The following is a 15697-nucleotide window of genomic DNA, read 5'->3' on the forward strand; positions in this document are numbered from 1 at the left end:
GGGGTAAGACGCCACATGACCGGCTTCTTCTGGGTACCACCGGTAAGAAACTACTCACTGGCTCTCTGAGAGAACCTGCCGGCGGTGAATCGAGAGCATCAGGCTGAGATCAGAGAAGTATGGAAGGCCAGACCAGCTATCGTGATCCCCAATAACATACAGACGGCGCTTAGCCCGGCTCACCGCCACATTCAGCAGATGCGGGCTCTGGGCCGCCCATTCCCGAGACCGGGCACTCTTCTTACCCGTTCCCAGCACAAGAATCACAGCCGTAGCCTCCTTGCCCTGGGTGATGTGGATTGTCCCCGCACGCAGCCCCCTCTTTCTGTCTTTACCCATCTTGGTCAGATGAGCGGCTACCTTTCTATAGGGAGAAATAACCATAATCTCGCTATCGGGCACACCCGCCGCATTGAGTTTGGCAAGCAAGAGCTTAAGTTGCTCTATCTCACCAGCTTGAACCTTCTGGGTATCGTCAGAAGCCTGGCAGTGAATCCACTGAGATATAAGGTTTTGGTTGAGTTCAGGGCCATTGGGCTCAAGCACTGAATCCTTGAGAAACCTTGAGTCCTCAGCCCTAGACACGCAGTGAATCATGGCCCCGTCATAGGCGATTGTGTTTGAGATAGAAAACATGGGGTCATCACACCTGCGGTGTGCCCGCAGCGGTGAGCTCACCCATCTGGCCTCCTCATAGTGACCGAGCATAGTGCCGTAAGCCGACACCCTGTCGGTCAGTGACTGAACGGATGCCTGGGGGGCCGTCCAGTCACTGCTGATTCCCATGTCTCGGGCGAATCGTCGGCTCACTGACTCAGGGAGGGTCACAACGGGGCGAAGCTGTAGCGGGTCACCCACCACCAGAGCATTCTGAGCAAGTTGCAGGGCACCTACCGCCTGTTGCGGTTTGGCCTGCCCGGCCTCATCAACAATGACCCAGCCGATGCTACCTCTGCCCATGCCTGTAAATAGTTTTGATACAGAGGCAAAGGTCGAAGAGACAAGCGGAACCGCCATAAAGAAGGCAGCCCAAATATCTGGAATGTGGTCTTTCTTTATTTCTATGCCAACCATAAGTTGGCAGGCAAGACTCAAAAGAAACCTAAACTTTCCGCTGTTGTGCAGAATAAAATCACGGTGAAGGTTCATGGCTTCTAGAAAAAGCTCACTTCGTGCACGGTCTAGCTCGTTGGTGAGCCAGGGCGGGTTGACCTCCCCAGAGTCCGAGCTATCAGGGTGCGCCGCTCCGTAATGCTGACGGTCAGCTTCAACACTCTGCGCTAGTTCTTGAAGCTCCCGGCTCCGCACAGCCAGAGACTGTTTCAGCTGCTCAAGGTCTGCCCGAGCGCTCACCTTCTGATCTTGAAGCTGGGCAAGAGACTGAGCTGCCTCGGTAAAAACAGCGTCAATGCTCACTATTTCATCTTGTAGCTCCTTATAACCGGCAAACCATTCCTTATAAGCTGATCCAAAACTAAACAGGTTCGCCCAAAAGCCGGGCTTAGCCTGCTGGTAAAAATTTAACCGGGATTCAATTTCTTTTTTCTGTTTCTCAATCTCAAGTATCTGCTCGCCCAGCCGCTTTTCCTGGGGAAGGTAGGATTCATATCTGGTTTGAGTTCTTTCAAGATCAGCTGTGATATTTTCTAGCTGCTGGCCTAATTCCGATAAATTTTTATACCGTTGCTCGGCCTTATGCGCGGCGCTGATAAGTCTCTTCACGGTTTCATTTTTATGGTGAAAAGCTGTGACGGCTTGGGCCCACGTCCTTGTAATATTAGGATTATTTAACACATCCTGCATGGTTTGTGTGCCCTCTGGCTTGGCTGAGTACCAATAGTTGCCAGTGAATTTTCTACAATTTGCTCGATTACCCAAGCGAGCTGCGACCATGCCCCACGCCCCCGTCGCAGAACGGGAATCCGTGAGCACTTTGGAAGCCTGCTCAGCAAAGAATTGCGGCTGATCAAATTCAGAGTCAATCGCCCCAGCACTTGGCAGTTCCAGTGAGATATTCTCTACAGCGGTGTTGTTTGCGCTCACCACCACCATTTCAAAGCCACGCAGCTCAGGGGCTAAAAGGGCCAGCTGGTACTCACCACTCTTGAGGGCAACGCGCTGAAAACCCCTAAACCCTTCTTCCGGCCTTTTTAGTCGGGCGAGGCGGCTGGCGCGCTCAACCATTGCATCAGCGTAAACGTCTCGGAGCAAAGTCGTCTTACCCGTTCCTGGTGGGCCGTTCACCCCTAAGAGGTTCCCCGGCTCAGACGATTGGGCGACCCTGTTCACGGTAAACTGCTGGCTTCTAGCTAGGTGATGGGAGGGCGGGGACGGCCACCGCCCACGGGCCATCTTGCTTGGCCTCACCCCGTCCTCAAGAATGCTGGGGTCACGCCGCACGTCCTGGCGTTTTATCGAGGCAACCTGTGAGTCATCTGATAGGTATCGGTCTAGAGGCAGGCTCAAAGAACCAGAGCCAGCATCAATGATTGCGGCGTCCAATTCATCGAGGTGGAAGCTACCCAGTAGGTGGTCGCTGTCGTCCTCGACGGCGGGTGCACCCGGGTCAACCCTGATGCGGGTTCTTTTGTATCGAAAGTTCTGCCTGTTCAAGACCTGCTCAGCGGTATCACTAATCTTTCCACCAATCGCTTTGGGAGAGCGTTGAGCCCGAAGGCAGAGTTCGTGCAGTTCCTTGAGGAACCCACGGTCAAGAGGAAGCTGTTCCTCCAGAAGATCCTTATCCGTCATTTCTTCATCAGCCCGGGTCAACCCTTTAAAATTACGGACTCTCTGAGCCTCTTTCTTCAGAACGTAGTCATTAAGTATCTTGTTGGTTTCTGAAATAGATAGGTGATGGTCCGTGGTGAGTAGCTTCTGGCGGTAGAGGGCCCACAGGGCCGTGGTAAGTTGGATACTCCCCAGAACCAGACGGCCCCTGTGGTCAACCTGCAGAGTTGCTATAGCGGTCTCGTCCTGGGGGCTGGGGCGTCTCTCCTCTTTCTCTTCTTCGTCAAGCCCCTGACTCAGCTCATCAAAAATAAGACTCTGCGGAAAGATACCCACATAGACGTAGTAGGCCCACTCATAGACTTCCCAGGGCTTGTACGGGTTCTGCGGCACCGGGGCAGGGTTCACCCAGGGGAGCAGGTGTTGCCCAGTGACGTCTTCAATCCGCACGTGCTCCCGCGGTGATGAGGAGATCTGTGGAATTTTTTGGGGTTCAAAAAGTTCAAGAATCCGCCAGTACCTCAAGATATTCTGTTGGAAGGCAGCCTTTGAGCGCATGGTGTTCACCTTAGATTTTTCTTAACAGATACCCTCAGGGTACACAGAGTTTATGCAGGTAATAGAGCTTTTAAGGGCAAAAAGTGCAGAAAAATGTGCTGGCTTCTTCTCACCGCCGTGACGAATGTCAGAGCCTGACCGTGACATTTGGCCTGCCACTTCTGGGGGAATAGTGGGGAAGCTAGATGTATGAACACAGCGGTACACCTGAGCAAGCTCAACAAAACTTTTACCACGCGTAGCGGCACCGTTAAGGCCGTGCGCGATCTTAGCCTCACCATAGAAACCGGTGAAATCGTGGCCCTGTTGGGTGAAAACGGGGCCGGGAAAACCACCCTTATTGATATGGTTCTGGGTCTCTCCTCCCCCACCTCGGGCTCGGTCAAGCTCATGGGCACAAGCCCCGCCCAGGCGGTGCGTAGCTCCCAGGTCAACGCGGTGTTGCAGACCGGGGGCCTGCTCAAAGATCTCACGGTACACGACCAGGTAGCCATGGTCGCAGCCACCTACCGGCAGACACCCAGCGTCACCGAAGCCCTGCGAGCAGCAGGTATAGAAGATATAGCCCGCCGTAAAATCGGCACATGCTCGGGCGGGCAGCAACAAAAAGTCAAATTTGCCCTTGCCCTGCTTGGGGACCCTAGCGTCCTCATCTTGGATGAACCAACCACAGGCATGGACTCCAACGCCCGCCGAGCTTTCTGGGCCTCGATGCAGGCCCTGGCGCACCAGGGTAAGACCATTATCTTCGCCACCCACTACCTAGAAGAGGCACAAAATTTTGCCCAGCGAATCGTCATGATGGCTCACGGGCGTCTTATCGCAGACGGCTTAACCGAAGACATCAGGGCGACCTCAGGTGCGCGCACCGTCAGCTTTACCCTCAAGGACGCGAGTCAGCAGCTCACCCTCACCGAACAGCAAACAAGAGCGTGGGGCCTCTCAAACCTCACTGAAAATCGGGGGGCTATCACCCTCAGCTGTGTTGCTGTTGAAGAGTTCCTGGGCTTCGTTCTACCCCGCTACGAGCTAGCTGAGCTGACCGTTACCCGGCCCAGTCTTGACACCGCTTTTGCCCAGCTGGCTCGGACCTAGCCACCAACCTTTAGCCCTACCAGACTGCACAGAAAGATACAGACCAATGGCAACTCTCACCTTCATAGGGTACGACCTCAAACAGTCACTTGTGAACGCCTCATCCTTCTTCTACCTCATCATCATGCCCGTTGGCTTCTACCTGCTCTTTGGGGCGATTCAGGACTACGGTGATTTACCGTTGAGGGATGGAAACGCCGCTGCATACGTCATGCTGGGCATGGCTGTCTACGGGGCGGTGCAGGGCGCCATCTCCTCAGCAGGCAACGCTGTGATTGAGATTCAGTCAGGTTGGGGCAGGCAGCTGGCTCTCACCCCTCTGAGCCGGGAACAGCTACTCACCAGCAGAGTCGCCAACGCCTTCGTTACCACCGGCTTGCCCGTTCTTTGCGTCAACGTCACCGGTCGGCTAACCGGAGCAGAAATCCCCTGGCAGCAGCAGCTGGTCTGTGCCCTTGTCACCGTTGCTGCTGCTTCTATTTTTGTCTCCTACAGTGTACTTATAGCCCGCCTCTTTAAAAACGCCAGAGCGGTGTCTGTTGCCAGTGGCCTGGTGGTTTTTATGTCCTTCTTCGGTACCACCTTCAGCCCGCTGCCTGCCGACCTCATGCCCGCCGCCCGGTTCAGCCCCATGTACGGGGTCACCGGGCTATCACGCTACGCCTTCACCGGTGGAGACATCATCACTATCGATTCCACAAACTGGTTCGTCACCGAACCGCTGAGCTATGCCCTGCTGAACGTGCTAGCCTGGGGCATACTCTTTGGTGTGGGTAGCTGGGTACTACGCAACCGGGCGCAGGCCCGTTAGCCTGCGTTCCCCCTATGGAAACGGAAAGTATGAAACAGCGACTAAAAGATTTTGACTGGATTTCGGTAGGCTTTGCAGGAATCTGGCTTGTCTTTCTTGCCTACCCGCTGTCACGGGTGCTCACTAACCCCACCTATTCCCCCGTCCTCAAGCTGCTGGGGGCCAGCCTCATCCTGCTTTTCTGCTTCATCTATCTGCTCTCCTACGGGGCTAACTCGCTACTCCCAGCAACGAATCAGCTCCTACGGACGCTGGGCTGGACTCTTCTTCTCCTTCTTCCGGCCCTTGGGCTCACCTTCTTGTTCGGCCCCTGGTTGCTATATGTGTCTAGCTACCTGGTGGCGGTCTGGGCTTTTCAGATGCCCCCTCGAGTTGGGCTACCGGTTGGTGCCCTGATTGCTTTTATCTCAGCTTTCTGCATTTTTCTGTGGTTCCCACACACCTATTCTGCAGGAGTACTAGGGACCCTGTTAGGATCAGGTTTTGTACTGATGATGGCTTACTTAGTGGCACAAAGCGAGAAGCGGTCTGCTCACAGACAGGAGTTGCTACATGCCAAGCTGTCAGAAGACATAGCTCGCGATGTCCACGATATATTGGGCCATTCACTGACTATTATCAAAATCAAGGCCGAACTGGCCGTAGCTCTGGCACAGACTCAGCCAGAGCGAGCCCACCATGAGATGCACCAGGTTGCCCAGCTATCAAGTACAGCCTTGGCTGAGGCCCGGGCAGCCGTAACTCGCATCAAATCCCCCAGCCTAGCCGGAGAACTCGAAGCGGCCCGTCGCGCCCTAGAAACAGCACAGGTTAAGGCCCATCTGCCCACCGCAAAAATCGCTCAAACTGTGGGAACCAACGAGACCCTTTTCAGCTGGGTGTTGCGCGAGGCAATCACCAACGTGGTACGTCACTCAAACGCCAGCGACTGCTGGGTAAGCCTATCCCCCAAACATATTGAGATTAGTGATAACGGCCCCCATACCCAGATTCAAGCGGGCAATGGGCTCACCGGCCTAGCCCAAAGAGTAGAAGAAGCCGGAGGGACCCTCAGGATTACGACCGACGGCCGCACCCGGGTTCTCGTCAGTATGATGGATTTCAGCCCCACCACAGCAAACCACCAGCCATGAACCCCATTAAACTTCTTATAGCAGATGACCAGCAGTTGATGAGGGAGGCCCTCGGCACCCTGCTCACCCTGCAACCTGATCTTGAAGTGGTCGGCTCCTGCGGGCGCGGGGACCAGGTACTCGCCCTAGCCCAGAAGACTGCCCCAGACGTCGTCCTGCTCGACATTGAAATGCCCGGGCTGAGCGGGCTAGAGACAGCCCAACAACTCCGTGAACACAAGGTGCCCTGCCGGGTGCTCATGGTGACCACCTTCGGCAGGCCCGGCTACCTCTCTCGTGCCCTTGAGGCAGGTGCCAGCGGTTTTATTGTTAAGGACGCCCCGGCCAGCCAGCTGGCTGAAACCATCCGTAAGGTCCACGCGGGACTACGAGTGGTAGACCCGGCCTTGGCAGCTGAAACTTTCAGCGTTGGGCCCTCACCGCTGACTGACCGCGAGCGCCAGGTGCTTAGAGCCGCCCAGCACGGCGACTCTATTGTGTTTTTGGCGCAGAAACTACACCTCGCTCAAGGTACGGTGCGTAACCACCTCTCAAATGCTATGACTAAGCTGGGTGCCCAGAACCGGTTTGATGCTGCAACCAAGGCAAGAGAAAACGGCTGGCTCTAAATCCTTAGGGGCTCATTGTGCTCTAGATTCACTTGCTCTCTAGATTCACTCAAGCAGTTCTTGTTGTTTATGTCATATCGCTTTATGCTGGTCAGCATGACAGCCGAGCAGTTTTTACCCGATGCTATCGCCATTCGCCCCATCGATATCACGTCTGATTCTGACATGGAGCAGCTCAACACCCTGGACTCGGCCTGCCATGAAAAGCTCTACGGTTTTCCCTCAACCACAACGGTTGAAGAGCGGCGGGCTATTCTCGCCCCATCTAGCTACCATGAGAATCACCGCTGGGTTGCCGAAGTTCAGGGACAAATTCTCGGTATTGTGCTGGTTTCTCTCCCCCTCAAGGAGAACCTGGACGGCCTGACCTTCCTGCTCGCCGTCCACCCCGATGCTGAGGGGCGGGGTCTTGAAGAAGCGCTCACCCGCCACGCCCTGGCAGCAGCGATTGAACCCAGCGGGCGCACCCACATCACCTACTACGGCAATCTTATGCAGGGTGAGAGCAAGGACGCCCCTGCCCTACCCATCAACAGGGTTGCGGCTCTTCTGGGCCTAGAACCCAAAAATTCAGCAATCACGAGGATCGCTCCCCTACCGCTTCCGGCCAGCCTAGTACAGGCAGCCGACCACAAGAAAATGACCGACTCCACCTACACCTTTGAGGTCTGGGATCAGGAAATTCCCGAACAATACCTAGAATCAGCTGCTACGGCCTACCACCAGCTAGAGGTAGATGAGCCCACGGGAGAGGCCTACCAGGAGGCCGCAGACTTCACCCCTGAGCGTCTTCGCGAGATAGAAGCTAAAACCCGCGCGGCCGGTGAGGGAATTATCTATGCGGCGGCCCTCAGCCAGGGGAAAGTCGTAGCCCTGACAGCCCTCACCTACCCCGTCCACCCGGGCAATGTCTCAGCCTGGCAGGAATCTACAGTGGTCATGCCAGAACACCGAGGCCGGGGCCTCTCTCGTACCCTCAAGGTTCTGAGCCATACCCGCCTGCCGGTGAGCGCACCCCACATTCAGCAAATTATCACCATGAACTCGGCCGTCAACCCGGCCATGATCAAGGTCAACGAGGAGCTAGGCTACCGACCCGTCTGGGAAGAAATCTGCTACCAGAACTAGTTAAACCAGGACGCCAGTGGGGGCGGCTAGGTGCCATACCGCATCTGGCCGCCCACCTGCGTCCTGGTAGGGTTACAGGGCCTGGGGTGAGGCTAGTGGCTGGCCCCGCCCAGGTTCAGCACCAGAACCCCGGCCACAATCAGGGAAATACCCACCACCTTGACCAGGGTCAGGGGCTCCCCCAGAAACAGCGCCCCAATGGCAACAATAGCGGCGGTACCCAGCCCGGCCCACAGGGCGTAAGCCACCCCCACCGGTATATCACGCACCGCTAGAGACAGCATGTAAAAAGCAAAGCCGTACCCGGCCAAACAACCCACCGTGTACCAAAGCCTGGTGAACCCCTCGGTATACTTCAGCAAGGTGGTGGCAAGGAGCTCAGAGGCAATCGCCAGGGCAAGAAATAGGTAGGGCATACCAACCAGTCTAAGCTAGTTGCGGCACCGGTACAGTAGAGGTATGGCTACACCCACTGTTCTTCTTTCTGTTCTGCTGGCTCTGCTGCTAGGCGGGCTGGCCGGTTTTCTCTGGGGCCGGGCAGGTTCTGGCTCCACCGACGCTCTCAAGGAAAAGAACGCCCAGCTCACCGCCGATTTAGCGGCCGCTCAGCGGGCTGAAACCCTGCTGACCGACCGTGTCGCAGAGCTGACCGCGCGCGCTGAGGAGGACGGCGACGTCCTACTCGCCCTCGCTCCGCTGAAAACCCAGCTAGCTACCATGGAGAAATCCGTGCGCACCATGGAAACCCAACGTGCCCAGCAGTACGGCGGCCTGGCAGAAGCCTTGGCGGAGTCTAACCGTACCGGTGCCCAGCTACGGGAAGCCACCGGCGCACTAGCCGGTGCCCTGCGGTCATCCTCTGCCCGCGGCACCTGGGGCGAGGCGCAGCTACGCCGTGTGGTTGAGGCTGCCGGTATGACCCGGCACGTTGATTTCACCGAGCAGGCCACCGCAACCGCGACCGATGCCCGCGGGGCCGACCGCACCGTCCGCCCCGATATGGTGGTCCACCTGCCCGGCGGCAAAGCAATTGTGTGCGATGCCAAGGCGCCACTGGCCTCCTATCTGGCAGCTCAAGAAACCGAGGACGCCGGTGAGCAGGCTGGCCTGCTGGCACAGCACGCGCGGGCTCTGCGTAGCCATGTGGATGCCCTGACTGCCAAGAACTACTGGGCGGGTTTTGAGTCCTCGCCCGAGCTGGTACTCTGTTTTGTGCCCGCCGAATCGGCTCTTTCAGCGGCTTTGACCGCCGACTCCGGCTTGCTGGATTACGCCTCAGCCAAAAACGTAGCCCTGGTCTCGCCGGTCTCCCTGCTGGCTGCGCTCAAAGCGGTCTCTTTCTCCTGGCGGCAAGATGCCCTGACCGATAACGCCCGCGAACTCTTCACCCTAGCTAACCAGCTCTATGACAGGCTGGGCACCGCAGGAAACCACCTGGCGGGCATGGGGCGCACACTAACGCGAACCGTTGACTCCTATAACGCCCTGGTGGGGTCACTAGAAACCCGTGTCTTCGTCACCGCCCGCAAAATGACGGCTCTCTCGGGGCAGGGCGCCGCGCCCGACTCCCTCTCGCCCACCCCGCTTGATGCAACCGTCAAGCCGCTCACCGCCCCCGAATTCACGCAAGACCGGGCACTCGACGGCCCAGACTGAAGCACCTAAAAACACACGGTGCCCTCCTACGCCGAGAAAGGAGGGCACCGTGGAAAGAAAACCTAGGAGGTTTGACCCGGCTTCGGGACCGGAGTGAAAAGCTGCTTATACCAGGGAAGTTGCTTCCATTCCTCAAGTTGCCGGGCTTCTCTAAGCTGCTGCGTGAGCAAATCATTGGTTTGCTTCAAACGGCGAAGGGTTTCTGCACCTTCGCGGTCTAGCCTGGAGCTAACGTCCTCAAATTCATGGTAAAGATCCTTATAGGGGTTAGAACCCATAGAACTTTGCGTGTTAACGGTCATTCTGTTGGTCCCCGCTCTCTGCTATACGCCGGTATACCTCTACCGTTCTTTGAATTCTATTCAGCCATAAGCATGTACTGGACATCTTTGTTATATTGGCTGAGTCCAAACCTCAACTCTCGGAACTCCCGTTGAAGAATCTGCACCTCAGCGTCAGTTGGTAACACAACATCTTTGTACTCGTTCCACAGCAATTCCAAACTCTCTGAAACAATCCTTTTGTACTCAGCAGCGTGGTTTTCAAGCTACTCTCTTACGGCAGACTCGTCGCTCAACCTAACCGGTCGCTTCGCGATTTTACCCACCTCTGCCCCTGCCTAAAAAGGCCCCACTGGGGCCTTTTCTTAACGGCAGACTCGTCGCTCAACCTAACCGGTCGCTTCGCGATTTTACCCACCTCTGCCCCCTGCCTAAAAAGGCCCCACTGGGGCCTTTTCTTAACGGCAGACTCGTCGCTCAACCTAACCGGTCGCTTCGCGATTTTACCGGTTAGGTTTCGCTCCTCGTCCTCCCAACGGCGCAGGCTCCCCCGAATCATTCTTCAAAGCCGCACGTAACTCCTTGGGCAGAGAGAAGAGAATATCTTCCTTAGCTGTTTCAAACTTCTCAACGTCCACATAGCCATAGTCAGCCAGCAAACGCAACACGTCCTGCACCAGCACCTCAGGCACCGATGCACCAGACGTCAACCCCACAGTAGTGACACCCTCAAACCACGCCTCATCAACCTCATTGGCAAAATCCACCAAATAAGCCTGCTTCGCCCCGTACTCCAGGGCAACCTCCTTCAGGCGCACCGAGTTCGACGAATTGGTTGAGCCCACCACAATCACCAAATCAGCCTGAGGGGCAATCTCCTTAATAGCACCCTGGCGGTTAGAGGTAGCGTAGCAAATATCATCCGAAGGCGGATCCTGCAAAGTCGGGAAGCGCTCACGCAGACGAGCCACCGTCTCAAGAGTCTCATCAACCGACAGGGTGGTCTGTGAAATCCACACAACTTTCTCGGGGTCACGCACAGTAACCTTGTCAACCTCATCAGGCGAATTCACAATCTGAATGTGGTCAGGGGCCTCACCGGCGGTACCCTCAACCTCCTCATGGCCATCGTGACCGATCAACAAAATGTCGTAGTCCTGCTTAGCAAAACGCACAGCCTCCCGGTGGACCTTAGACACCAGCGGGCAGGTCGCATCAATAGTGTTGAGCTGCCGTTCTTCCGCAGAAGCCACAACAGCAGGTGACACACCGTGAGCCGAGAACACGGTAATGGACCCCTCAGGGACCTCCTCCACCTCGTCCACAAAAATCGCGCCCTGAGCCTCAAGGGTCTCAACCACGTGACGATTATGCACAATCTGCTTACGCACATAGACAGGGGCACCGTAGTGTTCCAAGGCTTTCTCTACAGCAATGACGGCGCGGTCAACACCCGCGCAGTAGCCACGCGGGGCCGCCAGTAGCACCTTCTTGGCACCGGTAGGGGCAAGGGCTTCAATATCTTCACGAGAGCGGCGCACACGCGGCACGGCAGGTAGGCCAAGTTCAATGGTCTTTTCAGCAGTCGACATAGTCTCTATGGTACGTGGTTCTAGCGGGTGCGTGCAGTGGTGGCTCTCGCAGTCAGCCTCAGTATCGCTGAGAGAATAGCGAGCAGGGTCAGCACAGCTGCGGCAATGAGAACCTTGAGGGCTACATCATTGTGGTAGGTAGCGAAGGAAGCGGTAATGGCCTCAGAGAGTTTCTGCACAAAGACCACCGCCGTGTTGCTGGTAGGCAGCTGAAGCCCGGCAGTGAGTGAGGCCCCTCCTCCCATAATCCCGGCAAGCCAGAGAAGACCAGCCCCAACAAAACCGATAACCGCCAGGTAGGCGAAACGGTTACGGGGCCAGAGCACAAAGCCGACCAGCGCGGCGAGCGCGGCAACAAACAGCAGGGGCTGCCAGAGATTCGCCAGGGCGATAAAGGAGTTAATAGCGGAATTAATCGGCCAGATATTTTGACCGGTGTCGAGGGTCACTGTGCGACCGGGTAGGGTGCCAGTGTCAATTCCGAGCCCCGTGGCATCAGTGACCGAGCTCCCCGCCGAGTCGTAGATGGCGGAAAAATCGAGGATAGCTGGGCGGGCCTCACCCGAAAAATTGTAGGCGTGAGTATCTGCAATGACCTGCGCCCAAAGGTCGGGGTAGGCTTCGGAGGTCACCAGGGACTGGGTGGCCGTATCTACCACCCCGCGGGTTTGGTCATAGAGCCAGTTTTGCACTCCGCCGTACCAGGCGGTTGAGTTGCCGTCACCCAGGTAGGTGGTGATGGTGGGCGAGGCCATGATGTCGTCAGTGACGGCGGTGGCTAGGCTGGACTGGAAGTCCTGATCGTAGGCTATCGGTTCGGTCATCGCAGTGAAGTTTTGGGTGTCTACCAGGGTTGTTTGTGCCCAGTAGGCGGTAGCCCCGGTCAAGCCCGTTGCCAGTGTGAGCAGTGCCAGCAGGACGCCAGCGAAACGGCGGGCGAGTGAGAAAGCAGGTTTACGACGGGGTGACCAGGCGGATGCCGGTGCCACCTGTGCTGGGGTTGGCTGGTAGGGGTCGGTATACCGGTAGGGGGCCGGGTGCGGAGCAGGCGGCCCCTGGTCGTACCCCGGTTGAGCATAAACCGGCTGACGCTGGCTGGCCAGGTAGCTTTGGTTCTCAGCCTGCACCCGGGGGTTAGTCCAGTTGCCGTCGCCGTAGTCTTCAGTGGTATTACGAGTGCCCATAGTTCTGTTATGGTAGCGGGATTTACCGGGTTTTATCTAGGTGAAGCCCGGTCTAGATTCTTAAAATGTCAGTCACCGGTGGTAGAAGTGGTGTATGAACACTTTTGGTAATCCAGAGCAAGGGCAGCCGAGCCTGATCCAGCTACAGGAGTCCCAGGCCCAGCAGGAGCAGAGCCAGCATCCTCGTCAGCTGGCGCCAAGGGCTGGTCAAACCACGATTGATAACCCCTGGCCCCTGCACGTTCTGTCGAATAAAATGCACGAATACATTGCCCGTTGCGTGCCGACCTGGGTAGAGGGCCAGATTATTGAGCTCAACCACCGGGGCCGGGTTTCGTACGTAACCCTACGTGATATAGAACAAGAGGTCTCAGTCTCGGTGACGGTGTGGGGTTCAGAACTAGCCAAGGTGCAGGGGCAGTTGGAGCGGGGCTCGCGCGTGGTCCTACAGCTCAAACCCGATTTCTGGGTCAAGACCGGCCGTCTGTCTATGCAGGGGTCTAACATCAAGCCGGTGGGCGTGGGCTCCATGCTAGAACTCATTGAACAGCTTCGAGCCACGCTGCAGCACGAAGGGCTCTTTGAAGCCGACCGCAAGAAGCCCCTGCCCCTGCTTCCCCGCCGTGTTGGCCTCATCACCGGCCGTGATTCCGATGCCATGAAAGACGTGATACGTAATGCCTCCCTGCGCTGGCCAGCCGTTGATTTTGAGGTGCGCGAGGTAGCAGTGCAGGGGGTCAACGCGGTAGCCCAGGTAACCGCCGCCCTGGCGGAACTTGATGCCCGTGACGGCATCGACGTCATCGTGATTGCCCGCGGCGGCGGCTCTTTTGAAGATCTTCTGGCCTTCTCTGAAGAGGCCATGGTGCGGGCCGTCGCTGCCGCCCAGACCCCGGTGGTGTCGGCGATCGGCCATGAAGCTGACTCGCCACTCATAGACCATGCCGCGGACGTGCGGGCATCAACCCCCACCGATGCGGGTAAGCGCATCGTCCCGGACGTCCGTGAGGAACGAGAACTCTTCTCCTCCTCGCGCTACCAGCTGGTACGGGCCCTAGAGAACTTTGTATCGCGCGAACGGTACGGCCTGGAGCAGGTGCGATCCCGCCCGGTTTTAGCGAACCCCGGTTCTACCCTCCTTGCCAAGGCAGAAGACCTTGATCGGCTGAGGGCGCGCGCACTCAGCGCAACTTCACACCGGGTGAACCGGGACCGCGATATAATCGGGCAACTCCGCGCCCGCGTCACCGCTCTTTCGCCCCAGCAGACCCTGGAGCGTGGCTACGCCGTGATGCAGACGGGTGACGGCGCCCTCGTCCGCGATGCCACAGAACTCACCGAAGGTAGTAGCATCACGGTACGGGCAGCCCGCGGTGCCGTTGACGCGAACGTCACTGCCGTCCATACAGAGAACCACTCATTTTAGATTCACATAGACTACGGAGAAACCCATGAGCGATAACATCGAATTCACCGCTGAACTCAACGCAACCCCCGTGGACCAGCTGACCTATGAGCAGGCCCGTGAAGAACTACTGCAGGTGGTGGCCCGCATGGAGTCCGGTGCCAGTACCCTAGAAGAATCCATCGCCCTCTGGGAGCGTGGCGAGGCGCTGGCCACGCGCTGTGAGGCCTGGCTTGACGGTGCCGCCGCTAAGCTGGATGCCGCCCGCACAGCCCAGGGGCAAAGCGCCTAGTTCTGCTTGTAATCTGCCAAGAAGTTGCCCAGACGTTCAAGGGCATCGCCCAGGGTGCGGGTATCGGGCAGAAATACCAGTCGGAAGTGGTCGGGCTCTGACCAGTTGAAGGCCGTGCCGTGGCTGAGCAGAATCTTCTGCTCCCGTAACAGATCAAGCATAAACTGCTCGTCACTGGTGATGTTGAACTTATCAACGTCAATCTTGGGGAAGAGGTAGAGGGCACCCTCAGCCTGTTGCGCGCTCACCCCGTCCATCTGGTTCAGCAGCTTATAGGAAAGGTCACGCTGCTCCTTGAGACGGCCACCGGGCAGAATCAGGTCGTTGATGGACTGGTAGCCGCCCAGGGCAGTTTGGATAGCATGCTGGGCAGGCACATTGGAGCACAGGCGCATGTTAGCCAGCAGGTTAATACCCTCAATGAAAGGGGCTGCCGCCAGCTTAGGCCCTGAGATGGCGACCCAGCCAGCCCGGTAGCCGCAAACCCGGTAGGCCTTGGAGAGGCCCGAGAAGGTCAGGGTCAGCACGTCGTCCTCGGCCAGTGAGGCCACGTGGGTCATCTGCGCACCGTCATAGAGAATCTTCTCATAAATTTCGTCAGCAAAAATAATCAGTTCGTGGTCACGCGCCACGTCAACAATCTGCTGCAACACCTGCGATGGGTAGACAGCGCCGGTCGGGTTATTGGGGTTGATGACCACAATACCTCGAGTGTTGGGGGTGATTTTGGCCTTGATGTCTTCGATGTCAGGTAGCCAGCCGTCCTCCTCCTTGCAGAGGTAGTGCACCGGCCTGCCGCCTGCCAGCTGGGTTGAAGCCGTCCACAGGGGGTAGTCGGGGGTGGGTATCAGAATCTCGTCACCGTTATCAAGCAGGGCCTGTAGGGTCATGGGAATCAACTCAGATACACCGTTGCCCAAGTAAACATCATCTGTGGTGATGTTCATGATGCCCTCGTTCTGGTAGTACTGCACAATGGCTGTACGGGCAGAATAGAGCCCCCGCGAATCAGAGTAACCCTGCGTATAGGGCAGGTGTTCGATGATATCCATCATGATGGTTTCAGGCGCTTCAAAACCAAAGGGGGCAGGGTTGCCAATATTCAGCTTGAGAATACGGTGGCCGCGTGCCTCCAAGCGCTGGGCTTCTTCAAGAACCGGCCCGCGGATGTCATAGAGAACGTTTTGAAGTTTTTTTGATTGCTTGAATGCCATGAGACTCAGA

Annotated in this window: 13 protein-coding genes; 8 read left to right on the top strand and 5 right to left on the bottom strand. The window is 57.1% G+C overall.

Annotation, left to right across the window (positions count from 1 at the left end; all coding sequences use genetic code 11):
* Positions 1–54: 54 nt before the first annotated feature.
* A complete protein-coding gene (locus L6966_RS08965; protein WP_143539034.1) occupies positions 55–3288 on the bottom strand; it encodes a DEAD/DEAH box helicase in 3234 nt (1077 codons plus the stop codon).
* Positions 3289–3477: 189 nt separating this feature from the next.
* On the opposite strand from L6966_RS08965, the gene L6966_RS08970 reads away from it, so the two are divergent.
* The 5 genes from L6966_RS08970 (at position 3478) to L6966_RS08990 (ending at position 8063) form a co-directional block, all read left to right on the top strand.
* Positions 3478–4383 carry an ABC transporter ATP-binding protein gene (locus tag L6966_RS08970; RefSeq protein WP_237224643.1) on the top strand — a complete coding sequence of 302 codons (906 nt, stop codon included), beginning with the start codon at positions 3478–3480 and terminating at the stop codon, positions 4381–4383.
* A gap of 46 nt (positions 4384–4429) precedes the next feature.
* Positions 4430–5194, top strand: a complete 765-nt coding sequence (locus L6966_RS08975) for an ABC transporter permease (RefSeq protein ID WP_237224644.1) — start codon at positions 4430–4432, stop codon at positions 5192–5194.
* Positions 5195–5223: 29 nt separating this feature from the next.
* Positions 5224–6327: a sensor histidine kinase gene (locus tag L6966_RS08980; RefSeq protein ID WP_237233258.1), complete on the top strand. Its 1104-nt coding sequence runs from the start codon at positions 5224–5226 to the stop codon at positions 6325–6327.
* Positions 6324–6935, top strand: a complete 612-nt coding sequence (locus L6966_RS08985; protein ID WP_083090675.1) for a response regulator transcription factor — start codon at positions 6324–6326, stop codon at positions 6933–6935. Before L6966_RS08980 ends, L6966_RS08985 begins: the two co-directional genes overlap by 4 nt.
* A 69-nt stretch (positions 6936–7004) precedes the next feature.
* On the top strand, positions 7005–8063 hold the full coding sequence (locus L6966_RS08990; protein ID WP_237224646.1) for a GNAT family N-acetyltransferase: 1059 nt from the start codon (positions 7005–7007) through the stop codon (positions 8061–8063).
* A gap of 92 nt (positions 8064–8155) precedes the next feature.
* Here L6966_RS08990 and L6966_RS08995 read toward each other — a convergent pair whose 3' ends face one another.
* Positions 8156–8479, bottom strand: a complete 324-nt coding sequence (locus L6966_RS08995; RefSeq protein ID WP_237224647.1) for a DMT family transporter — start codon at positions 8477–8479, stop codon at positions 8156–8158.
* A gap of 43 nt (positions 8480–8522) precedes the next feature.
* Between L6966_RS08995 and L6966_RS09000 the strand changes: the two genes are divergently transcribed.
* Positions 8523–9719, top strand: a complete 1197-nt coding sequence (locus L6966_RS09000; RefSeq protein WP_237224648.1) for a DNA recombination protein RmuC — start codon at positions 8523–8525, stop codon at positions 9717–9719.
* 784 nt (positions 9720–10503) lie between these two features.
* Here L6966_RS09000 and L6966_RS09005 read toward each other — a convergent pair.
* Complete coding sequence (locus L6966_RS09005; RefSeq protein WP_083090679.1) at positions 10504–11592, bottom strand: 4-hydroxy-3-methylbut-2-enyl diphosphate reductase; 1089 nt, start codon at positions 11590–11592, stop codon at positions 10504–10506.
* A 20-nt stretch (positions 11593–11612) separates the two neighbouring features.
* A complete protein-coding gene (locus L6966_RS09010) occupies positions 11613–12776 on the bottom strand; it encodes a hypothetical protein (RefSeq protein WP_083090680.1) in 1164 nt (387 codons plus the stop codon).
* Positions 12777–12870: 94 nt separating this feature from the next.
* On the opposite strand from L6966_RS09010, the gene xseA reads away from it, so the two are divergent.
* Both xseA and L6966_RS09020 read left to right on the top strand, forming a co-directional pair.
* Positions 12871–14202, top strand: a complete 1332-nt coding sequence (gene xseA, locus L6966_RS09015; RefSeq protein WP_083090681.1) for an exodeoxyribonuclease VII large subunit — start codon at positions 12871–12873, stop codon at positions 14200–14202.
* Between the two features lie 25 nt (positions 14203–14227).
* Positions 14228–14473, top strand: a complete 246-nt coding sequence (locus L6966_RS09020; protein WP_083090682.1) for an exodeoxyribonuclease VII small subunit — start codon at positions 14228–14230, stop codon at positions 14471–14473.
* Here the strand turns inward: L6966_RS09020 and L6966_RS09025 are convergent.
* Positions 14470–15687 carry a pyridoxal phosphate-dependent aminotransferase gene (locus L6966_RS09025; protein ID WP_237224650.1) on the bottom strand — a complete coding sequence of 406 codons (1218 nt, stop codon included), beginning with the start codon at positions 15685–15687 and terminating at the stop codon, positions 14470–14472. The genes L6966_RS09020 and L6966_RS09025 overlap by 4 nt on opposite strands.
* Positions 15688–15697 lie beyond the last annotated feature (10 nt).

It is taken from the genome of Rothia nasisuis (assembly GCF_928381405.1).
In the GTDB taxonomy this organism is placed as follows: Bacteria; Actinomycetota; Actinomycetes; order Actinomycetales; family Micrococcaceae; genus Rothia; species Rothia nasisuis.

Bases quoted from the DNA above. Each gene is read 5' to 3' on its own strand.
- L6966_RS08975 (WP_237224644.1), top strand. From the start codon at position 4,430: ATGGCAACTCTCACCTTCATAGGGTACGACCTCAAACAGTCACTTGTG.
- xseA (WP_083090681.1), top strand. From the start codon at position 12,871: ATGAACACTTTTGGTAATCCAGAGCAAGGGCAGCCGAGCCTGATCCAG.
- L6966_RS08985 (WP_083090675.1), top strand. From the start codon at position 6,324: ATGAACCCCATTAAACTTCTTATAGCAGATGACCAGCAGTTGATGAGG.
- L6966_RS09020 (WP_083090682.1), top strand. From the start codon at position 14,228: ATGAGCGATAACATCGAATTCACCGCTGAACTCAACGCAACCCCCGTG.
- L6966_RS08995 (WP_237224647.1), bottom strand. From the start codon at position 8,479: ATGCCCTACCTATTTCTTGCCCTGGCGATTGCCTCTGAGCTCCTTGCC.
- L6966_RS08965 (WP_143539034.1), bottom strand. From the start codon at position 3,288: ATGCGCTCAAAGGCTGCCTTCCAACAGAATATCTTGAGGTACTGGCGG.
- L6966_RS08980 (WP_237233258.1), top strand. From the start codon at position 5,224: ATGAAACAGCGACTAAAAGATTTTGACTGGATTTCGGTAGGCTTTGCA.
- L6966_RS08990 (WP_237224646.1), top strand. From the start codon at position 7,005: ATGTCATATCGCTTTATGCTGGTCAGCATGACAGCCGAGCAGTTTTTA.
- L6966_RS09005 (WP_083090679.1), bottom strand. From the start codon at position 11,592: ATGTCGACTGCTGAAAAGACCATTGAACTTGGCCTACCTGCCGTGCCG.
- L6966_RS09010 (WP_083090680.1), bottom strand. From the start codon at position 12,776: ATGGGCACTCGTAATACCACTGAAGACTACGGCGACGGCAACTGGACT.
- L6966_RS09000 (WP_237224648.1), top strand. From the start codon at position 8,523: ATGGCTACACCCACTGTTCTTCTTTCTGTTCTGCTGGCTCTGCTGCTA.
- L6966_RS08970 (WP_237224643.1), top strand. From the start codon at position 3,478: ATGAACACAGCGGTACACCTGAGCAAGCTCAACAAAACTTTTACCACG.
- L6966_RS09025 (WP_237224650.1), bottom strand. From the start codon at position 15,687: ATGGCATTCAAGCAATCAAAAAAACTTCAAAACGTTCTCTATGACATC.